The sequence below is a fragment of the Microcoleus sp. PH2017_28_MFU_U_A genome (assembly GCF_020738035.1).
In the GTDB taxonomy this organism is placed as follows: domain Bacteria; phylum Cyanobacteriota; class Cyanobacteriia; order Cyanobacteriales; family Microcoleaceae; genus Microcoleus.
In genome coordinates, this window is the sequence record NZ_JAEQCX010000034.1 from 12,288 (window position 1) to 30,281 (window position 17,994).

Annotated in this window: 24 protein-coding genes; 11 read left to right on the forward strand and 13 right to left on the reverse strand. The window is 44.3% G+C overall.

The features are described from left to right. Nucleotides 1-157: 157 nt before the first annotated feature. Entirely contained in the window at nucleotides 158-1,690 is a 1,533-nt protein-coding gene (locus JGK14_RS06015) for an NB-ARC domain-containing protein (protein ID WP_293205283.1), read from the reverse strand. 215 nt (nucleotides 1,691-1,905) lie between these two features. Between JGK14_RS06015 and JGK14_RS06020 the strand changes: the two genes are divergently transcribed. Beyond that, nucleotides 1,906-2,649, forward strand: coding sequence for a calcium-binding protein (locus JGK14_RS06020; protein ID WP_293196868.1), 744 nt, complete (start codon nucleotides 1,906-1,908; stop codon nucleotides 2,647-2,649). 8 nt (nucleotides 2,650-2,657) lie between these two features. On the opposite strand, the gene JGK14_RS06025 is transcribed toward JGK14_RS06020, so the two are convergent. Further along, on the reverse strand, nucleotides 2,658-2,933 hold the full coding sequence (locus JGK14_RS06025; RefSeq protein ID WP_293282271.1) for a hypothetical protein: 276 nt from the start codon (nucleotides 2,931-2,933) through the stop codon (nucleotides 2,658-2,660). Nucleotides 2,934-2,992: 59 nt separating this feature from the next. Between JGK14_RS06025 and JGK14_RS06030 the strand changes: the two genes are divergently transcribed. Together JGK14_RS06030 and JGK14_RS06035 are read left to right on the forward strand one after the other, a co-directional pair. Next, nucleotides 2,993-3,205 (forward strand): type II toxin-antitoxin system HicB family antitoxin, encoded by a 213-nt coding sequence (locus tag JGK14_RS06030; protein ID WP_293196867.1) that lies wholly within the window; start codon nucleotides 2,993-2,995, stop codon nucleotides 3,203-3,205. Between the two features lie 29 nt (nucleotides 3,206-3,234). After that, nucleotides 3,235-3,426 carry a type II toxin-antitoxin system HicA family toxin gene (locus tag JGK14_RS06035; protein ID WP_293196889.1) on the forward strand — a complete coding sequence of 64 codons (192 nt, stop codon included), beginning with the start codon at nucleotides 3,235-3,237 and terminating at the stop codon, nucleotides 3,424-3,426. A gap of 407 nt (nucleotides 3,427-3,833) precedes the next feature. Here the strand turns inward: JGK14_RS06035 and JGK14_RS06040 are convergent, their stop codons facing one another. After that, entirely contained in the window at nucleotides 3,834-5,012 is a 1,179-nt protein-coding gene (locus tag JGK14_RS06040) for a M20 family metallopeptidase (RefSeq protein WP_325314853.1), read from the reverse strand. Nucleotides 5,013-5,139: 127 nt separating this feature from the next. Then, nucleotides 5,140-5,358 carry a helix-turn-helix domain-containing protein gene (locus tag JGK14_RS06045; RefSeq protein WP_293203037.1) on the reverse strand — a complete coding sequence of 73 codons (219 nt, stop codon included), beginning with the start codon at nucleotides 5,356-5,358 and terminating at the stop codon, nucleotides 5,140-5,142. Nucleotides 5,359-5,581: 223 nt separating this feature from the next. Between JGK14_RS06045 and JGK14_RS06050 the strand changes: the two genes are divergently transcribed. The 3 genes from JGK14_RS06050 to JGK14_RS06060 all read left to right on the forward strand — a co-directional run bounded on the left by JGK14_RS06050 (nucleotide 5,582) and on the right by JGK14_RS06060 (nucleotide 6,468). Further along, entirely contained in the window at nucleotides 5,582-5,809 is a 228-nt protein-coding gene (locus tag JGK14_RS06050; protein ID WP_293177229.1) for a hypothetical protein, read from the forward strand. Between the two features lie 141 nt (nucleotides 5,810-5,950). After that, nucleotides 5,951-6,301 carry a hypothetical protein gene (locus JGK14_RS06055; protein WP_293205288.1) on the forward strand — a complete coding sequence of 117 codons (351 nt, stop codon included), beginning with the start codon at nucleotides 5,951-5,953 and terminating at the stop codon, nucleotides 6,299-6,301. After that, nucleotides 6,298-6,468 (forward strand): hypothetical protein, encoded by a 171-nt coding sequence (locus JGK14_RS06060; protein WP_293205290.1) that lies wholly within the window; start codon nucleotides 6,298-6,300, stop codon nucleotides 6,466-6,468. Before JGK14_RS06055 ends, JGK14_RS06060 begins: the two co-directional genes overlap by 4 nt. Before the next feature lie 16 nt (nucleotides 6,469-6,484). On the opposite strand, the gene JGK14_RS06065 is transcribed toward JGK14_RS06060, so the two are convergent. Together JGK14_RS06065 and JGK14_RS06070 are read right to left on the reverse strand one after the other, a co-directional pair. Beyond that, nucleotides 6,485-7,012 (reverse strand): hypothetical protein, encoded by a 528-nt coding sequence (locus JGK14_RS06065; RefSeq protein ID WP_293205293.1) that lies wholly within the window; start codon nucleotides 7,010-7,012, stop codon nucleotides 6,485-6,487. Between the two features lie 27 nt (nucleotides 7,013-7,039). Then, on the reverse strand, nucleotides 7,040-7,486 hold the full coding sequence (locus JGK14_RS06070; protein ID WP_293205296.1) for a hypothetical protein: 447 nt from the start codon (nucleotides 7,484-7,486) through the stop codon (nucleotides 7,040-7,042). Nucleotides 7,487-7,554: 68 nt separating this feature from the next. On the opposite strand from JGK14_RS06070, the gene JGK14_RS33995 reads away from it, so the two are divergent. After that, entirely contained in the window at nucleotides 7,555-7,704 is a 150-nt protein-coding gene (locus JGK14_RS33995; RefSeq protein WP_442921432.1) for an NACHT C-terminal alpha/beta 1 domain-containing protein, read from the forward strand. A gap of 172 nt (nucleotides 7,705-7,876) precedes the next feature. Then, a complete protein-coding gene (locus tag JGK14_RS06075; RefSeq protein WP_293205298.1) occupies nucleotides 7,877-8,200 on the forward strand; it encodes a hypothetical protein in 324 nt (107 codons plus the stop codon). 68 nt (nucleotides 8,201-8,268) lie between these two features. Here the strand turns inward: JGK14_RS06075 and JGK14_RS06080 are convergent, their stop codons facing one another. The 5 genes from JGK14_RS06080 to JGK14_RS06100 all read right to left on the reverse strand — a co-directional run bounded on the left by JGK14_RS06080 (nucleotide 8,269) and on the right by JGK14_RS06100 (nucleotide 13,770). Further along, nucleotides 8,269-8,805, reverse strand: a complete 537-nt coding sequence (locus tag JGK14_RS06080) for a hypothetical protein (RefSeq protein WP_293205301.1) — start codon at nucleotides 8,803-8,805, stop codon at nucleotides 8,269-8,271. After that, on the reverse strand, nucleotides 8,806-9,003 hold the full coding sequence (locus tag JGK14_RS06085) for a hypothetical protein (protein WP_293205304.1): 198 nt from the start codon (nucleotides 9,001-9,003) through the stop codon (nucleotides 8,806-8,808). 146 nt (nucleotides 9,004-9,149) lie between these two features. Next, nucleotides 9,150-10,937, reverse strand: coding sequence for an aspartate--tRNA ligase (aspS, locus tag JGK14_RS06090; protein WP_293177237.1), 1,788 nt, complete (start codon nucleotides 10,935-10,937; stop codon nucleotides 9,150-9,152). Between the two features lie 74 nt (nucleotides 10,938-11,011). Beyond that, on the reverse strand, nucleotides 11,012-11,185 hold the full coding sequence (locus JGK14_RS06095) for a hypothetical protein (protein ID WP_293177239.1): 174 nt from the start codon (nucleotides 11,183-11,185) through the stop codon (nucleotides 11,012-11,014). 941 nt (nucleotides 11,186-12,126) lie between these two features. Further along, nucleotides 12,127-13,770, reverse strand: coding sequence for a trypsin-like peptidase domain-containing protein (locus JGK14_RS06100; RefSeq protein WP_325314854.1), 1,644 nt, complete (start codon nucleotides 13,768-13,770; stop codon nucleotides 12,127-12,129). A gap of 446 nt (nucleotides 13,771-14,216) precedes the next feature. On the opposite strand from JGK14_RS06100, the gene JGK14_RS06105 reads away from it, so the two are divergent. After that, nucleotides 14,217-14,564, forward strand: a complete 348-nt coding sequence (locus JGK14_RS06105) for a DUF2442 domain-containing protein (RefSeq protein ID WP_293313992.1) — start codon at nucleotides 14,217-14,219, stop codon at nucleotides 14,562-14,564. 107 nt (nucleotides 14,565-14,671) lie between these two features. Here the strand turns inward: JGK14_RS06105 and JGK14_RS06110 are convergent, their stop codons facing one another. After that, entirely contained in the window at nucleotides 14,672-15,370 is a 699-nt protein-coding gene (locus tag JGK14_RS06110; RefSeq protein ID WP_325314855.1) for a pirin family protein, read from the reverse strand. 138 nt (nucleotides 15,371-15,508) lie between these two features. On the opposite strand from JGK14_RS06110, the gene JGK14_RS06115 reads away from it, so the two are divergent. Next, a complete protein-coding gene (locus JGK14_RS06115) occupies nucleotides 15,509-15,841 on the forward strand; it encodes a winged helix-turn-helix transcriptional regulator (RefSeq protein WP_293196860.1) in 333 nt (110 codons plus the stop codon). Nucleotides 15,842-16,112: 271 nt separating this feature from the next. Continuing rightward, the gene (locus JGK14_RS06120) at nucleotides 16,113-16,511 is read left to right on the forward strand and encodes a DUF4112 domain-containing protein (protein ID WP_293177249.1); all 399 of its coding nucleotides are present in this window, start codon (nucleotides 16,113-16,115) and stop codon (nucleotides 16,509-16,511) included. Between the two features lie 378 nt (nucleotides 16,512-16,889). Here JGK14_RS06120 and JGK14_RS06125 read toward each other — a convergent pair whose 3' ends face one another. Further along, nucleotides 16,890-17,915 carry a threonine aldolase family protein gene (locus JGK14_RS06125; RefSeq protein ID WP_325314856.1) on the reverse strand — a complete coding sequence of 342 codons (1,026 nt, stop codon included), beginning with the start codon at nucleotides 17,913-17,915 and terminating at the stop codon, nucleotides 16,890-16,892. Nucleotides 17,916-17,994: the final 79 nt, after the last annotated feature.

The window sequence follows — 17,994 nt, forward strand, 5'->3', positions numbered from 1 at the left end:
TCTCGCCACTAAACACAAAATTTCGTAGAAACCCGGTTTCTAGCCTCCCATAAAAATAGTTGTGTCCTCAGAAACCGGGTTTCTGCGTAGATTTCTCGCTACTAAACACAAAATTTCGTAGAAACCCGGTTTCTAGCCTCCCATGAGAAGCCTGAAACTATCCAACCTTTAGGAACTGGTTTTTCACATACTCCATCAATACAGGCTGGAGTGTGAAAAGCGTTTTCTCACCTTGTTTCACTTTTTCAATTAATAAACGCCGTCTCAAGGATTGCACAGCTTGTAATAAGGCTGATGGGGATAATTCCAGATTGGCTGAAAATTTGGATATTTCAACTGGTGTGGCTTCACGAGCTAACCAGGATATCACTTGTTTTTCTGAGTCAAATAGGCGATCGCACTGCTGGTGCAGCAGAGATTCTAAATCACCTAAAAATAGGGTATCATAGGAGAGAAACTCGGAAACGCTGCCGCCGAATAAATCTTGAATCATAGTTGCAACTATATTTAACCATAAGGGATTGCCTCGGTAAAGGTCAATCAGTTGTGACCATTTCTCCTCTTCTGCTAATCTTTTCTCTCTGAATATTTCCCGTGCTTCCGCGCCCAAACCGTTGAGTTGCAGCGATTTACAAGGACGATTTTCGCCTTCTAGGGCCGCAATTTCTCTGGGCTTTTCCCAACTCAGGAGGATTAGGCAACTGTTGTGGGATGATGCTGCTAATTCTTTGAAGAATGTGCCGTAATTTTCATAGCCTGGTTGGTAATTGCCTGCGAGTTGTCCGCTGCTGAAAATTGTTTGTATGTCATCAAGGATGATGAGACAGCGGGATGAACGCAAATGCTCAATAAGTGATGGCAATTTAATTTCTTGTTGCTGCGAAACGAATTGAATTAAGTTTGTTTGCAGGGTTTGCAGGGGTGGAGAATTGCGGAGACTGCGGTAAATAATATAGTCAAATTCATGTTGAACTTCTGGGATTAGTTGGAGAGTTAGTGACGTTTTGCCAATGCCAGATAAGCCGTATATGGTGATGAGACGGGTGCGGTTTTCCCAAATCCACTGCTTGAGGATGGTGAGTTCAGATGTGGGGTTATAGAATAAGTTGGGTTCTGGTGCATCGGATAAGTCTAGTCGTTTTTTAGGCTGAGTATTGCTACAGGTCACCTGATTCTGCTTTTCTAACTTTGCTGTTTCTAAGGATTGAAGATAGTTCCCACAAACCAGAGCTATTTCATTCTCTTGTAGGGGCGGTGTCCCCGTGCCTGCCCGAGCTCTCAAACACATACAAAATGTAGACAAATAGGGTCGGCGTAGGGACACTACCCCTACAAAATTATCGTTTTCTTGAGAATGAAACAGCCCTATTCCCAAAACACTGGAATTATCATTTTGTGCAGAATATTTTCCAATTTTTGATTCAACTATGGATAATTGCAATCTTTCCACTGTATATCCAAAGTTAGATTGATTGATGTCTTCACCTAATATCTCTGATAAAAGCTTCCATAATTGTGCTGCGACTTTCTTGACATGAGCTTCGCTACGGTGGCAGTTTGTGGCAATTTCCGGGTATTTCTGGCGTTGCCAAGTACCGCGCAGTATACCTTCTTGTAGGTGATTGAGGTGTTTGCCTGTCTTAGTGAATAGGATTTGGTCAGCTATTTTTAAGACTTCTTGAATGTCCATAGGTCGAGTCGAGGTTTGGGTTTTGCCTATTGCAATCCTACCTTATCCTACTATTTGATATTTCAGCCACTAAATCCTACTTTATGCGACTGAGATCGATCGGGATAGGTAAAAGAATCCCTACTAAATCCTATTGATTTGACTTGATTTCAGTATTTTTTTCACATATGCTAAGAATTCAGGACGAAATAAATTTCAGGAATTTCTAAGAAGTCATGGCTAACATCGATATTGCAAATACTCCTAATGCACAAGGCACAGAGGGTGATGATGTCATTCGTGATACTGATGGGGGCCGCAGAACGCTGGGCTTGGGGGGTAATGATAGGATCTTTGGCAGGGGTGGCAATGATGAACTGTTCGGGAATCTGGGGCGTGACTCACTAGATGGTGAGGGCGGGTTTGATACCCTCTACGGTGGTAAAGATGCAGATTCTCTTGACGGTGGACTTGACGATGACATTTTGTTTGGGAATGCGGGCACTGATACTGTTAGGGGTGGAAGTGGCAACGATCAAATATTTGGGGGGCGTGATAACGACTGGCTATTGGGTGGCGACGGCGAGGACATTTTATCTGGAGATTTAGGTTTTGATGTTCTGACTGGAGGATCTGGACGAGACAGGTTTATCATTCAAGATGAAGTGGCTACTAATACAGTAGATTTTCTGAACGATTTCTTCCCTGGGGAAGACAAAATTGTACTTCCAAAAGGTCTGACATTTGCTGACATCGAAGTCCTGACATTTCAAGCTGCTGGGTTGAATCCAGTTTTTGTGGAGAGGCAGTTTGAACCCTCGCCGTCTCCATTCAATGCCATCTCTAGTGGTAGCGATCTAAATCTAGCTCTACGAGTTAAATCAACTAATCGAATTATTGGACTTTTGGATCGAAATCCAACTTCTGGTGTTCGTCTAACAGCAGCGAGCTTGACAGCAGCGGACTTTATCAGCAGTTGAGGATTCTGCTATGCTGGCCGGTAGCCTGTCGCTATCGGAAATAAGCTGGGAGGGTGAAAACCGCTGCGATTTATCGAGGGGTTGAAACCTGACTCAACGGGTTTTAGCCTAATGAAAGGGGCGATTCGGCGAAGACAAATAGGCTGTGACGCATCGCATTTTTTGATGATAGAGCGATCGCCTTTCAATTTAAAAATAACCACAAGGCGATCGCCCTTACATCCCAATTTGTCAAAAAGTGCGATCGCCCATCTTCCCCCCCTATACTTGTAAAAACTATTCATCCGAGATACACTAGGTAATAGAAAGCAAGCAACCTCAGATGATGGAAGCGAAAACCATAATGAAAACCCAAAGCTTCACCGCCATCATTTACAAAGAAGAAGATATGTATATTGCCGAATGTCCAGAAGTGGGCACAGTTGACCAAGGCGAAACCATAGAAGAAGCGATCGCCAACCTCAAAGCAGCTACAAGGCTCTATCTCGAAGAGTGTCCTTTACCCGACGAAATCACTCCCAGGTTTGTAACTAGCATAGAGGTTAGCTATGCCTAGATTGCCCAGAATATCAAGTAAGCGAAGTAATTCGCGTACTAGAACGTCTAGGCTTTTATCAAGCTAGGCAAACGGGTAGCCATGTTGTCCTCAAAAAAGCTCTCCCCGATGGAGAAATTGTTTGCGTTGTGCCACTCCACCGCGAGCTAAAAATTGGTACACTTAGCGGTGTTCTAAAGCAAGCAAAGGTCACACCTGATGAGTTTATAGCGAGTTTATAATAGCTAAACTCATCATCATAATTCGCATCCCGAATATTCAGTTTTGATTGAAGGAGCTTGGGTCATGGCTAGCATTTCTTAGCAGTGACTTAAATAGTTATAGCAGATAGTTTTATAAGATTCGTAATTAAAGTTATAGTATAAAGCTCTTCATTACCTGAAAGAATTGGTTTAAAGCCGGAACCCCGATCGGGAGAAATCGCGACACACCCTACAGCTATAGCAGTTGACAGTTACAGAGTACGGCAATCAAACCGTTTATGCTGTAGGTTCTTGTCTCCATTCATCAGGTCATTTATGCCCTCACCGATGTGGCGGTTGCTATACAGTAAATATTGGGTAAGGTGTGTCGCTATTAGATTGTCGCTATTCGTTGAGGAATTGTCGATCGCGACACACCCTACAACTTATTTTTGTTTCCAATATTGACAAGCAGCATAGGCCAAAGTGACAGCGCCGGTCACAATCGCGGCTTCATCCACCTCAAACTGCGGGTGATGGAGGGGATAGTTAGGTTTGTCAGTTAATCCCACTCCCAAACGAAACATCGTTCCTGGCGCGTGTTCTAGATACATCGAAAAATCTTCCGCGCCGAGGGATGGTTCTGGTAAAATTTGAACGCGCGATCGCCCTAAAGCTTCCAAAGCCGCCGCTTCGAGTAATTGGGTAAGTTTTGGATCGTTTTGGACTCCCGGTACACCGCGCTTGTAGGTGAGTTCGTACTTAGCGCCGTAAGTCGCGCAGACGCTAGACACAATTTGTTCGATCCAAGCCGGCAGTTTTTCGTGGGTTTCAGGATGGAGCGATCGCACCGTGCCCAATAATTTTACGCGATCGGCAATCACATTTGGTGCACGTCCGCCGCTAATTTGCCCGATCGTCAAAACCACAGGCCTCAACGGATTTTGTGTGCGACTAATCGCCTGCTGCAAAGTAGTAATAATCTGAGAAGCAATCCAAATTGCATCGATCGCCTCGTGGGGACGCGCACCGTGGCCAGATTCGCCCATCACAATCAATTCTAGGTCATCTGCCGCCGCCGTCAGTGCCCCGTGGCGAATGCCGATCGCACCGCCGGGAATCGTCGGAAAAACGTGCACTCCGAGGATGCCCTCAACATCTTTCATCGCGCCATCTGCAATCATCCAGCGCGCGCCTTGGGCTATCTCCTCTGCTGGCTGAAACAAGAAGCGGACGTGACCAGGTAGTTTTTCTTCCAACTGAGCTAATATCATCGCCGCGCCCAAACCGACGGTGGTGTGGATGTCGTGGCCGCAAGCGTGCATGACTCCTGGGTTTTTCGAGGCAAATTCTAAGTTGGTGCGTTCTTGCATCGGTAAAGCGTCCATATCGGTGCGAATTGCCAGCCACCGGGACTCGTTGCTATTGCCTTTGAGTTCGCCGATGACGCCGGTTTTGCCGATTCCTTCAGTGGCGCGAACTCCACTAGATGCCAAAACTCCGGCTACATAGGCCGCTGTTTGATGTTCTTGGCCACTGAGTTCGGGGTGCGAGTGGATGTGGCGGCGAATTTCGATTAAGCGGGGGGCGAGGCTGGTTGCTAGTTCTTGGATGCGGGCAAGCATGAATTTTGTTGGGAGAGCGTTACAAGCTGTAATCAACTAGGGTAACGCAAATGCTTGTGGTTAGCCTCAAATCGATCGCCATTCTCTCTTAACAGGCATCTTACCTGTTCCATAAGAACATTGTTTTTTAGCGATCGGGCTCGTCCTCTTCATACACCATTAAATCCCCCGGCTGACAATTCAGTGCTCTGCACAAAGCGCTGAGGGTTGCTTCGTCGATTCGGGTGAGTCGGCGACGGGTTTTGATTTTCGACACAGATGTGGGGTGCATCCCAATTAAAGTAGCCAATTCTTTATTGCTGATATTGCGATCGGCCATCACAACTGCCAATTTCCAACGAATCACTGCTGACACTCAACTGCTGGCCATGATATTGCAAGCTGATGTTACCATTCTGCAACCTTCAATTTTCCTTAAATTGCCGTAACGACAATATAAATTGTCGTTACGCTTGACAAGCGGCAGCGATTGAACTAGACTCAGGATGTACAAACGGAAAAGCGATCGCCCCCTGGCCTAGAAAACTTAAGGGCGATCGCAATTCCACTATTCGTGTAATTCAAACCCTATGATATCACAGCCCAAGTCCGTTCCCGAACTGCTCCGGGAAGAAATTCCTGATGTACCTCAAGGCAAAAAACCGATTCGTTTGTTGTTGTGTGGCGTTCCCAAAGGGGTAGACAGCATTGTTAATCTGCTGCACGTTTTGGGTTTTGCACAAGTTGGAGAGTGGAGTCCGCCTGTACCGTCGCCTCTAGCGGGTGAGGTGATTCGGATTTTAACTCGTTACTGGTAAGAATGATTGTGGAGGTCGATCGCACTTTTTGCGTTAAGTGCGATCGGCTTTTGTGTTTCATTGAAGGGCGATCGCCATTTGTCAAGCTCAAATAGCTTCTTTTTTTTGACAAAGACTATAATCAATAGTAAGTCGTATCATATGTCAATTCCATCAGAAATAACTGTTCTAGTTGAGCGTATAAAGCAGGAGCTAACTCAAATTGAGCAGGAAGCAGGTGAGGGACTAAATATTTGTAGAGCTATCCTAGGGAGCTTTCCAAACAATTTTACCGTGATTCAGATTTCGGGATTTTTAAACACCTGTATATTTTTCGCAAACACATCGAAAACACAGATTCAGGAACGCATAGAGTATCTCTCGGCAGTTGAAGTCCTGACAAATGATAGAATAGAAGAGGTGGGGGAAGACTTGGCAATGGAGCTAGGCCGAGTGCTGGAAACTAAAATAAGAGTTAGTAGTATTAAAGCCCGTTTGGAGAATTTACAATGACACAAAAAGAACTCGATGACAAGGAATTGCTAGAAATTTTGGAATTAGCAAAAGACACCGAACAGAAAGCTAGAGAAATGTGTCAAATGATCTCGGCTAATACCGCTAAATACCAAAAATGGTCGGAAGCTAAAGCTAAACAAGCCGAAAAACAGAAGCAACTCTAATGAGTAAAAAGTATATTCAACTCACAGCCAGAAGCTCATTCAGCTTATTTTTTAACTCTGGGGATGCCATTAATGGATTATAGACTTCCCCCTCGTATGGTTGCCAAACATAACTAGGACTAAATGGTCGGAAAACTGGTAATGTTTCTACCCCATGAATAAGTTCCTTTGCTAAAACTAATCCAGGAATAGATAAATTAGATAAATCCTCCATAAGTTCACTATAGGTTCTGAATTCATCAACTTCAACCCCAACCAAAGCATAGCGAAACCAAGGAGCAAACCGTAGAGCTAGATAAAATAAAATACCTAACTCTGTCATCAAATAAGCACTTTCAGGGCTATCTATTCCCACTTCACTAATATTATTGGGATAAACCCGACACCACCAGTTTCCATCCATATCTTGAAAAGTATCTGTTCGACATAGACATTGGCGATTATTTGACAGCATCCATTCTATGCCCTCAAAGTGTTGAGCAAATTTATTAACCTTGGCTTCATCAGAGCCACACTCTGCCGATAAACTGAATATCCACGCCATTGTTATAGACTCCTATGATATATAAAGTTAATCAACTCTTTCCCAATCATTTTGGGTTTTTGCCAATGCTGCCTCATACCTTTCCAGAGACATTGTAACTCTTGGCAAAATGCTAACGTGCGTCGGGCTATCTTGGACAGCCTGCAAATCTCCCATAATGTTTATGTCATCAATTTGCCATAGGGAGTCTTTTCCAGTTCCACCAAATTTTGCAGGTCTGCGAAATGCTGGTAAACTTTCAATTGAAATAGAAACAGACATTCCCTTTGTATTCCTGACGACAACAGCAACAAGCTCTCCTCGAAACACACGTTCTGAATCTGCTAACAAATAGCCTTGCTCATTTAGATAACCTGTCGGCATTTGCTCAATATCTATGTCAATACCAGGTCTAACCCCTAATAATCTAGCACTGCGACCTATTTTAGGCTTACCATTTTGCTCCGCCATGCCACGATAGTAAAGTTTTGCCATCAGCTCATATAGCAGCAGTTTGATATCATGATATTATACCAAATCTGGCTTAAATACTTGGAGGCGGAATTAGCAGAGTCGGAGAATTCCCGTCTGAAGGAGTTGATACAAAATCCACCGACACACCTCATCCACCCCTGCAAACCTTCTTCCCCCATGACCCCGATTTACTTCAAACTGTCGTAAACTGGCTCAAAATAGTTCATTTTGAGTCCTGAGTTATCTGGCCATTCGTAAACCAAAAAAACCGGGTTTTTCGCAGTTTCTGGAAGGTGTGGCGAAGTATTCTGGAAAAAACCCGGTTTCTGATTACCCACGAACTAAACTTGGATAAATTTCTCCTGTTTTGTGATATAATTAAAACCTTAAAAAAATAGCACAAAAAAAGCTATGTCGGAAATTACTCTAGACGAAACCAAGCTTAAAGAATTACTCAAAGCAGCTATTTTTGAGTTAGTAAAAGAACACAAAGAAGTATTTTCTGAAATTGTGACAGAAGCCCTAGAAGATATAGGAATGGAAAATGCTATCAAAGAAGGCGAAAATACTCACACAGTCAGTCGCGATCGAATCTTTAAACTTTTGAAGAGACAACACAGTAAATTAGCAGTTCTTTTGGAGTCCTTTAGAACCGATGAACTTTCCTTGGAAACCGTCGCCCAAGAAGTAGAAGCAGTTAGAAGCGAAATTCATGCCAGAAAAACCAACCATTAAAGTGATTAAGGAGTTGGCTACAACACATTATTTTAGAGGCATAAAGTGATCATCAATTTAATTTAATATCAATAACCTTCGTGAATTGATTTACATTCCCAAAAAAATCCAGGCCCAACCGTCAAAACTTGTTCTGTTGGCATGAACAATTCCCAATAAGAAAGTCCAGAATCATCTTGCAAATCTGGCTGTAAAATTAGTTGGTAATCACCCTCAAAAACTAGAGTGAGACTAATATTATGAGCATAAATCACAAAATCAATCAATTCTTTATTTTCCAATTGCTGCAAAACTTTTTTGACAGCATCTATTTCTACCTCATCTATTTCTGCATCTATATCTACTAGCAAGGAAGAGGTTAAGATGCGATCGCCTTGCTTGAAAACCCAAGGTGTTGCCCTCGTGCCAAATTTCCAACTACCTTTGGATAGATGTGCTAATTTTGGGTGAGTGTAGGCAGACATCTCACCGAAATCTAGCCGTAATTCATCCCCATAACTAAATATAACCTGATGGCAAATTTCTCCAATTATCGGTTTAGTAATGACTGAAATAATTTGCTCGATATTTGGCTTTCGATCGGCAATAGATGTTTGAATAGCCATTTAAATATCCTCTAAAAATTCTTGTGCTTTCTGGCGGAGTTGTTCATAAGTAAAATCGCCTCTACGGTTTAAAGTTCCACCATAACCATTTTTCTTTTCTTCCTCAATGAATAAACCAAAAGCAATCCTTAATTCACCTCCCATCTTAAACTCCCTAGCGATCGCATCAACCTGTTTAATATCGCGTTTTCTACCCATCAATATTATCTACTAAAATATCTTGTAAGATTTCTAAACCAAAGAAACCGGGTTTTTCGCAGTTTCTAGGAGGTGTGGCGAAGTATTCTGGAAAAAACCCGGTTTCTCGCCACCCATCCACTATTCATTGAAGGTGTTTTACATACCTATGTCTTCGGTACATAAGTCGATCGCACTTGCAACTCCTTCATCTGCTTCTCATCCACACCAGACGGCGCATTCGCCAAAATACAACGCGCTTGCTGCGTCTTCGGAAACGCAATCACATCCCGAATCGACTCCTCGCCAGCCAACAACATTACCAGGCGATCGACACCATAGGCAATTCCGCCGTGGGGAGGAGTTCCATACTCAAACGCATCCAACAAAAAGCCAAACTTATTGTAAGCTTCCTCAGTCGATAAGCCGATCGCCTCAAACACCCTTTCCTGAACATCCCGCTGGTAAATCCGCAGAGAACCACCACCGACTTCTGTGCCGTTTAACACCAAATCGTAAGCTTGAGCTCTCGCAGTCTTCAGATCGTCAATATCATCGGGATGCGGGGCTGTAAATGGGTGGTGCAATGCTTCCAAACGCTTCTCATCAGCGTTCCATTCAAACATCGGAAACTCTGTCACCCACAGCAAATTCATCTTGTCTTTGTCAATCAATCCCAATTCGTTACCGATGCACAAACGCAATCTATCCAAAGTCTTATTGACAGTTGTGACATCGGCTGCTGCAAATAACAACAAATGACCTGGTTGTGCACCAGTGCGATCGAGCAATTCCTGTTTTTGAGCCTCTGTTAAATTATCCTTAATTGCGCCGATCGTATCAATTTCGCCATTCTCCCGCACCCGGATATAAGCTAATCCCTTAGCACCGGCTTCGCTGGCTTCCTTAAACAAATCGCCACCCGGTTTAATTCGCACATTAGAAATCGCATCATTCCCGCCCGGAATTGGCAAAATTTTCACAATTCCGCCCGCAGCAACTGCACCGGAAAACACCTTAAATCCCGAATCTTTCATCAAATCGGAAACATCGACTAATTCCATACCGAAGCGAGTATCTGGTTTATCGCTACCATAACGATCCATCGCTTCGGCGTAAGTCAAACGCGGGAAAGGACGAGGCAATTCCACGCCTTTCACACTTTGGAAAATATTGCAGACTAAACCTTCATTTAATTCGAGGATTTCTTCCACAGACATGAAACTCATTTCCATGTCTAATTGCGTAAATTCCGGTTGTCTGTCAGCGCGCAAATCTTCATCGCGGAAGCAGCGCGCAATCTGATAATATCTGTCTAAACCCGAAACCATCAGCAATTGTTTGAACAATTGTGGCGACTGTGGCAAAGCATACCATTCGCCCAAATTGACGCGGCTGGGAACCAAATAATCTCTCGCACCTTCGGGAGTCGATCGCGTTAAAATCGGTGTTTCAACTTCAATAAAACCGCCAACGTCTTCGAGGTGGCGACGCATAGCTTTGATCACCTGGTGACGAAGCTGCAAATTGCGACTCATACGATCGCGCCGCAAGTCCAAATAGCGATATTTCAAGCGCAAATCTTCGCGCACGCTTTCATTATCCGCCGTCGAAACCTGAAACGGTAACTGTTTGCGAACCGCATTCAACAACTCAATCTCATCAGCGTAAATTTCTACTTCACCCGTAGGCAATTTAGGGTTGAGGGAATCTGCGGGGCGGCTGGTGACTCTACCTGTAATTTTCACCACGTATTCGCCGCGCAAAGCCTCAGCCCCGTGATAGGAATCTGGGGTGCGTTGGGGATCGCTGACAATTTGCACTAAGCCCGATCTATCGCGCAAATCGAGAAAAATCACCCCGCCATGATCGCGGCGGCGATCCACCCATCCGTAGAGGGTGACAGTTTGTCCGATGTGTTCGCTTCGCAGTTCGCCGCAGTAGTAAGTTCTCATGGTTGGGGGTTTGTGGACTAAAAATAAAGCTTTTTAATTATGCAGTATGCCTGAACATTGTGCTGAATGCAAATTCAAGGGCGATCGCGATCGTGGTTTTGGTGTTGAGTGCAGTAGAGTGCAAGTGTCCGCCCAACCATAGCATTCTTGAAAGCTCTTCTGTTGTATTGGCTGAACCCTGAAAGCTTTAAGCCGTAACGCTTAATCCCAGTCGCACCGAAACTGCGCGCGCGATCGGCTATTGACATTATCCCTGTCCAGTTGACAGTAATATTGAGTTTGATATATTGTAACGGATTCAGGTTTATATGAAGCTATCGTAGCATTAGAGTCAGAAGGATTGCTGTGTTCAGAGCCGTTGAAAGTAAATAAACAAGCCTTATCCAAATATTTACTGCTTCTTTTGATCGGTTTACTGACCACCCATAATTTCTTAAATTCCTTGTGAGTCACGTGGGTAATTCAAAGTATTGTCGTTTTACCAACCTATGTAACGTATTATGAGAAACTTTGATTCCAAGGAAAGTTTCTCGGGAGCATCTCAGTTTGGCATTTATAGTGCTGTCCCCGCTCGCGTATTCTACTCGCGAGCGGGGACAGCACTATAATAAAAAAATGCTTTTTGCCAAACTGAGATGCTCCCAGTTTCTCGCATCTTTTTCTGCCATTTGATAAGATTCATTGGCACTGATTAATAGATCGCATTTTTCCATGCTCGGGCTAAGGAATTAGAATTAAATAACTTACAATCTTTATTGCTCTTGTGGGATGGGCGTCCCGCCCGTCCGTCCTTTCTGGACGGGCGGAAGAGGCCATCCCACAAACTTGTGTAAATTATTTATTTAATTTGCGCTCCTTAATTTCTGATTCTGCTGAAAAGAAAACTTGCCTATTACTGGTCTCACTTTTATAATATTGCCTGCTGTACAGATTTTTCTAGACTTTCAAAACTTTTTAGTTCCATTGCATCTATATTTAGGTGAATAATTTCTGCCACCGCTTTTAAGTGGGATTATATTGATTGCTGGTGTGCTGGTGTGATTTTAATTACCTCATGCTTTTTTTTGATTTTTACTACAAGGTTTTTCATTTGAGACATTTTTGAAGAGATTTGCATTCATTGAGATGCCTCCATTACCTCGCTTGAATAGCCGATTCACTCCCCACTGTGCGGTTAATTAAAAAAATCTTAACTTCTTTTCCAAATCTTAATTTCCCCCAACCAACCCGCACTCACAATAGTCTTAGCATCTGCGCTAATTCCTACAGCAGTAACATAGCCAGAATGTCCGCTCAAATTACCTCTCAATTGACCCGATCGCACATCCCACAGTTTTACACTCTTATCCCAACTCCCAGTAACCAGTATACTCCCATCCCGACTGATTGCCAGCGACCAAACTCCATCGGTATGTCCGCTCAAACGCCGAATTAATTGACCGTTTCCGACATTCCACAAACCAACAGTACCGTTGCTGTTACCGGCGGCCAAAGTTTTGCCATCGGGAGTAAAAGCGAGGGACAAAACAGACAAGTTCTTGCCGCCAATCGTGCGAATTGCTGCACCTGTAGTTAAATTCCACAACCTAATTGAACCATCTTTGCTGCCACTAGCTAAAGTTTGGCGATCGGGACTAATTGCAACAGCATTCACTAATCCAGAATGCCCGGTTAAAGTCCGCAGCAATGCCCCTGTTTTCGCATTCCAAATCTTAATCGTTTTGTCCCAACTGCCGCTCGCGACAAATTGAGCGTCTGGACTGACGGCAACACTCGAAACAGCGCCAGAATGCCCGCTCAAAGTGCGGACAACCGCGCCTGTTTCTAAATTCCAAATTTTTACAGTTTTGTCGTCACTGCCGCTAGCTAACACGTTTCCATCCGCACTCGATGCCAGGGCGTTTACCGCTTCCGCGTGTCCTTGCAGCGTAGTTTTTAATTGCCCGCTGGGGAAGTTCCAAACAGAGATTGTGCCGTTACTATTTCCTGTGGTAAAAGCAGTGGAAGCTAGAGCAAGGGAACTGACAACTTCTGAAGGCCCTTTGAGGGTATTTGTGGCTGCAAAGGCGATCGCACTTCCGGGCTTCTGAGGCGGATTATTGACAGGAGTTTTCGGATTTGCGGCTGTTGGCGATTGGGGAAGGACTGGTAGCGAAATAGTCGATCGCCATTTCATGATATTACTGATTTCTACTCCCGCTGCCACGATTTTATCCGAATTGTCCTCTAACCTGACAATGCCGTTAATTGCGACAACTTTTCCCGCATCGTCAAGCACTGGGCCGCCGCTCATTCCCGCCCTAACTAAGTTGTTGTATACCAAAGTATAGCCATTTAATGGAGTTTGGCGGCCGGTAAATTGACCTTCGGTAGCGATGAAAATCGGTTGTCTCAGGGAACCGCCGGATATTGGCCAGCCAGCCACATAGGCCTTTTTTCCGGGAGTTGCTGGGGAATTAGCTAATTGAGCGAGGGGGTAGCTTTGAGGGCTGCTGATGGGGACGATCGCGATATCCGCACCGGGCATTCGCCGCACCAGGCCGTATGATACAGAGTGAGCTTGACCGTCGGGAGTTACAACCTCGTAATCGCCAGGTTTATCGACTACGTGCCAGTTGGTGAGTATATAGTACGTGCTACCTTGTTTTTCTAAAATTACTCCGGAACCGCCTTTTGTGCCTTGGATCCGTACCGTGATTTGTTTGGCGACGGTTTTAACTGCGTCGGCGGTTAAGGCTAGGGCGATTGGAGGTGAGGTGAGTGGGATGAGGGCGATCGCACTTAGGGCGATCGAAGCACTCAAAATAGCCGGAATTGTTCTGCTGTAGTTCATGATTGTGTCAATTTAACATACCCACATATCAACAGACGGATTAGTTTTCCGGTTTGTGGCGCGTTGGTGGTTGGGAATGGAAGGGTGTTTGCAAGTAAGGGTTAGTAGGGTGCGTCAGCTAGAGTTTTTAGTGGATAATTGAGAGTTTAAGAACTGACGCACCTTACAGCTAGGGGGTGCGTCAGTTTATGCAATTTCAAACAAGCCTCTCAACTTCGTACTGACGCACCCTACAACTATCAACGGACGGATGGGTTTTCCGCTTTGTAACATATTTTTACACAAAATGAGAATGTAAGGTTAGTAGGGTGCGTCAGTTAGAGTTTTTAGTGGATAATTGAGAGTTTAAGAACTGACGCACCTTACAGCTAGCAGGTGCGTCAGTTTATGCAATTTCAAACAAGCCTCTCAACTTCGTACTGACGCACCCTACAACTTGACTTATAATGGTATATAGAAACTGGAACAAAGAGTTAACAGAGGAAAATCTCCGAGAGCAAATAGCCCAATCCAAGCAAACATGGAAAAGCGCTGAGGCTACAGAACCCCGTGCCGAATCCGTGCAGTATAATCAGTCGGAAGATTTAATTGTTATCAAACTCAAAAACGGTGCTATTTTCTGTTTTCCTCCGAGGCTTGCACAAGGCTTAGAAAGTGCTTCACCAGAACAACTTGCTGATGTTTGGCTGCCGCCTTCCGGTAGCAGCGTACACTGGGAAAGCTTAGATGTTGATTTTAGAATTCCCGAACTTATCGCAGGTATTTTTGGGACAAAATCTTGGATGGCTAATTAATTTCTTAGTCTCTTAGAGAGGGACTTTGTTTGTGTAGGATCGGTTTGAACCGCCGAGTGGCTCAAATCCCCGATTTTTCTAATAATTCGGGGATTTCGCCTTAAATTTTATGCTAGATCGAAGAGCAAAAACTCCGCATCTTCTGTCGCTTCAATTACCAACTCAGCCTCATCACTAACCGCCGCACCGTCACCCTTTTCTAAAGTCAAGCCGTTGAGCAAAACAGCACCGCGAGCAACTTGTATCCAAGCATGGCGATTTGGCTGCAAAACATGAGAAACCCGCGAGTTTTTATCCAAAACTGCTGCATACAAATCGACATCTTGATGCACTTTTACTGCACCATCTCTCGCATCTCGCGCCGCAACTAAGCGCAGTTTCCCGCGCCTTTCTGTTAGGGGAAAATCCCGCTGTTCGTAACTCGGCTCTAAGCCATTTGTATCGGGCAACAGCCAGATTTGCAGCAAATGAACTGGGTCAGTTTGTGAGGGATTGAACTCGCTGTGTTGGATGCCCGTACCTGCACTCATCCGCTGTACTTCACCGGGTTTGATTACTGCGCCGGTACCTAAACTGTCTTTGTGTTCTAACGCTCCTTCCAGTACATAGGTAATGATTTCCATGTCGCTGTGCCCGTGAGTGCCGAAACCTTTGCCGGGGTTAACGACATCCTCATTGATTACCCGCAACGACCGAAAATTCATATAATTGCGATCGTAATAATTGGCAAAAGAAAATGTGTGGTAACTGTCCAGCCAACCATGATTAGCGTGTCCTCTTGCTTCACTTTTTCTGACTGCAATCATTTTCTCAATCCTCCTTCGATTTTAGATTTTAGATGTGGGAATGACTTCGGGTATTGATCGGATGTTTCTACTTTAAACCAAGTCAAGCTATTATGGGAAGTACGCACTTAAAAGTGCGGTAGTTACCAAAAAGATACTATGCAAGCTAAAGAAGGAACTATTGAGCGCGCAAATTGCCCGGTAGAAAGAACTTTAGAGGTGATTGGCGGGCGCTGGAAAGTCTTAATTCTGCGGGAGCTATTTCAAGGAGTGAAGCGTTTTAATGAGCTGCAACGAGCTGTCAACGGCATTACTCAGAAGATGCTGACGCAGCAGTTGCGGGAGATGGAGTCAGATGGGATTGTTCATCGGGAAATTTACCTGCAAGTTCCGCCGAAAGTTGAATATTCGCTCACACCTTTGGGCGAAAGTCTTAAACCGATTATTGATTCGATGCACGAATGGGGAATTAAGCATCTTAACTATAGTTAAGTTTATTGAAGCGTAGCTAATTCCCAATTTGCGATCGTCGCCGACTATATCATAAAATAACCCTTATAAAGTTTGTAGTGAGGACTTCAGTCCTCTCTGATTTGAAGAGGACTGAAGTCCTCACTACGAACCTGTTATAAAGTTCGTAGTGAGGACTTCAGTCCTCTCTGATTTGAAGAGGACTGAAGTCCTCACTACGAACCTGTCAGGGCGATATTTTTTCCGTCTTCCGACTGATGGCAATTTTTCCAGCTAGTCCAACAATAATAATATGAACAAAATAGAGCGTCTTGCCACTCTCAACCGCATCCGCAAACTCAGCCGCCTGATGGATACCGCCATTGGCATCCCCGGTACTAAATTTCGCATTGGTTTAGATCCCATTATCGGTTTAGTTCCCGGTGCTGGGGATATAGTAGATACTGCGTTTTCTGCTTACCTAATTTACTTAGCAACTCAATTCAATCTCCCCCCGAAAACTCTAGGCAAAATGATTTACAATATTAGTTTGGAAGCTGTTATTGGCTCAGTGCCTTTAGTCGGAGATATTTTCGATGCTTTTTATAAGTCAAATATGAGAAATCTGGCGCTTTTGGAATCGCACCTCGAAGCAGAGGAACCCGAATTAGCAGCAGTTGCAGAACCTATTCATGAATCGATTAAACTCTAGGCGTCTACTTCACCAAAAATCCCAGCCAAAAACCGAAAATCTCAAAAACCTGCCCCACCCAGCGGTAAATTTACATCTACATTTTCTGCATCAAACCGTAGGGGCGGGTTCGCCAAAAATCTCATCCAACAAACAACAATCTCAAAAACCCGCCCCCACCCAACGATAAATCTAAATCTACATTTTTAGTATTTGATAGAAATTAACGTTGATGTGGGTTATTGGTTGTGTGGGGGCGGGTTTACCTAAATTTTTTGTGGGTATTAAAGATGTTTGCGAACCCGCCCCTACCGAATTATAAAAATCTGTAAGGGCGTATTCACAGAAAGATTTATCATCACGAAAAGGTTCAATAAACCCGCTCTTACAATTTAAAATTTATACAGAATAGCGTTTAACAGCTTCCACGAAAGCATTAACATCTTCTTCTTTAGTATTAAAAGCTGTTACCAGTCTAATAGTAGAGTTATCCCACCGATAAAACAGAAAACCCTCAGCTAAAACCGCTGCAATTACAGATTCGGGAAGCTGCACAAAAATCTCGTTAGCTTCGACGGGATGGCAAAACTTGACTTTCTCAACTCCGGCCAAACCTTGCGCTAATTTAGATGCCATCTTATTGGCGTGAGTCGCATTTTTTAGCCACAAATCATCCGTTATATATGCTTCCAACTGCGCCGACAAAAACCGCATCTTTGAGAACAGATGCCCGCTGCGCTTGCGGTAAAATGGGAAAGTCTTTGCTAATTCTTGATTGAAAAATACCACAGCTTCCGCAGCCATAGCGCCGTTTTTTGTCGCTCCAAATGAGAGAATATCCACGCCTGCGCGCCAAGTGATATCCGCAGGAGCACAGCCCAAAATCGCCACAGCGTTAGCAAAGCGAGCTCCATCCATATGTAGGTGCAAATTGTGGTGGCGCACAACTTCCGAAATCTGGGCAATTTCCGCTGGATTGTAGACTGTGCCGGCTTCTGTGGCTTGCGTGATGCTGACGGCGGCGGGCTGTACGTGGTGGACTACTCCTGCACCAGCGCGATCGACTATTTCACCTAAAGTCTCTGCCTCTATCTTAGCATGATTTCCTGTTAATGTCACTAACTTTGCACCGCCCGTAAAAAACTCCGGCGCGCCGCATTCATCCAGATTAATATGAGATTGGGCGTGACAGTAAACAGCCCCGTAAGGAGGAGTCACAGTTGCCAGGGCCAAAGCATTAGCAGCAGAACCGGTTGCTACAGGAAAAACAGTCACCGGTGTCTCGAACAAATCCGAGAATTTAACTTGCAAACGCTGCGTATATTCATCATCTCCGTAAGACATCGCAGCACCGCAATTAGCCGCTGCAATCGCTGCCATAATTTCCGGCGAAACCCCGGTTGCATTGTCGCTACAAAAATTCATTTGAATAATCGGTAAACAGAATCTATAATATAACTCAACAGTCAAAACTCAACCGTCAAGCATTAAACCAAGAGGAACT

Excerpts from the sequence above, each read along its gene's own strand:
- JGK14_RS06015 (WP_293205283.1), bottom strand. The coding sequence starts at position 1,690 with ATGGACATTCAAGAAGTCTTAAAAATAGCTGACCAAATCCTATTCACT.
- JGK14_RS06020 (WP_293196868.1), top strand. The coding sequence starts at position 1,906 with ATGGCTAACATCGATATTGCAAATACTCCTAATGCACAAGGCACAGAG.
- JGK14_RS06025 (WP_293282271.1), bottom strand. The coding sequence starts at position 2,933 with ATGAATAGTTTTTACAAGTATAGGGGGGGAAGATGGGCGATCGCACTT.
- JGK14_RS06030 (WP_293196867.1), top strand. The coding sequence starts at position 2,993 with ATGAAAACCCAAAGCTTCACCGCCATCATTTACAAAGAAGAAGATATG.
- JGK14_RS06040 (WP_325314853.1), bottom strand. The coding sequence starts at position 5,012 with ATGCTTGCCCGCATCCAAGAACTAGCAACCAGCCTCGCCCCCCGCTTA.
- JGK14_RS06050 (WP_293177229.1), top strand. The coding sequence starts at position 5,582 with ATGATATCACAGCCCAAGTCCGTTCCCGAACTGCTCCGGGAAGAAATT.
- JGK14_RS06055 (WP_293205288.1), top strand. The coding sequence starts at position 5,951 with ATGTCAATTCCATCAGAAATAACTGTTCTAGTTGAGCGTATAAAGCAG.
- JGK14_RS06060 (WP_293205290.1), top strand. The coding sequence starts at position 6,298 with ATGACACAAAAAGAACTCGATGACAAGGAATTGCTAGAAATTTTGGAA.
- JGK14_RS06065 (WP_293205293.1), bottom strand. The coding sequence starts at position 7,012 with ATGGCGTGGATATTCAGTTTATCGGCAGAGTGTGGCTCTGATGAAGCC.
- JGK14_RS06070 (WP_293205296.1), bottom strand. The coding sequence starts at position 7,486 with ATGGCAAAACTTTACTATCGTGGCATGGCGGAGCAAAATGGTAAGCCT.
- JGK14_RS06075 (WP_293205298.1), top strand. The coding sequence starts at position 7,877 with ATGTCGGAAATTACTCTAGACGAAACCAAGCTTAAAGAATTACTCAAA.
- JGK14_RS06080 (WP_293205301.1), bottom strand. The coding sequence starts at position 8,805 with ATGGCTATTCAAACATCTATTGCCGATCGAAAGCCAAATATCGAGCAA.
- JGK14_RS06085 (WP_293205304.1), bottom strand. The coding sequence starts at position 9,003 with ATGGGTAGAAAACGCGATATTAAACAGGTTGATGCGATCGCTAGGGAG.
- aspS (WP_293177237.1), bottom strand. The coding sequence starts at position 10,937 with ATGAGAACTTACTACTGCGGCGAACTGCGAAGCGAACACATCGGACAA.
- JGK14_RS06095 (WP_293177239.1), bottom strand. The coding sequence starts at position 11,185 with ATGTCAATAGCCGATCGCGCGCGCAGTTTCGGTGCGACTGGGATTAAG.
- JGK14_RS06100 (WP_325314854.1), bottom strand. The coding sequence starts at position 13,770 with ATGAACTACAGCAGAACAATTCCGGCTATTTTGAGTGCTTCGATCGCC.
- JGK14_RS06105 (WP_293313992.1), top strand. The coding sequence starts at position 14,217 with ATGGTATATAGAAACTGGAACAAAGAGTTAACAGAGGAAAATCTCCGA.
- JGK14_RS06110 (WP_325314855.1), bottom strand. The coding sequence starts at position 15,370 with ATGATTGCAGTCAGAAAAAGTGAAGCAAGAGGACACGCTAATCATGGT.
- JGK14_RS06115 (WP_293196860.1), top strand. The coding sequence starts at position 15,509 with ATGCAAGCTAAAGAAGGAACTATTGAGCGCGCAAATTGCCCGGTAGAA.
- JGK14_RS06120 (WP_293177249.1), top strand. The coding sequence starts at position 16,113 with ATGAACAAAATAGAGCGTCTTGCCACTCTCAACCGCATCCGCAAACTC.
- JGK14_RS06125 (WP_325314856.1), bottom strand. The coding sequence starts at position 17,915 with ATGAATTTTTGTAGCGACAATGCAACCGGGGTTTCGCCGGAAATTATG.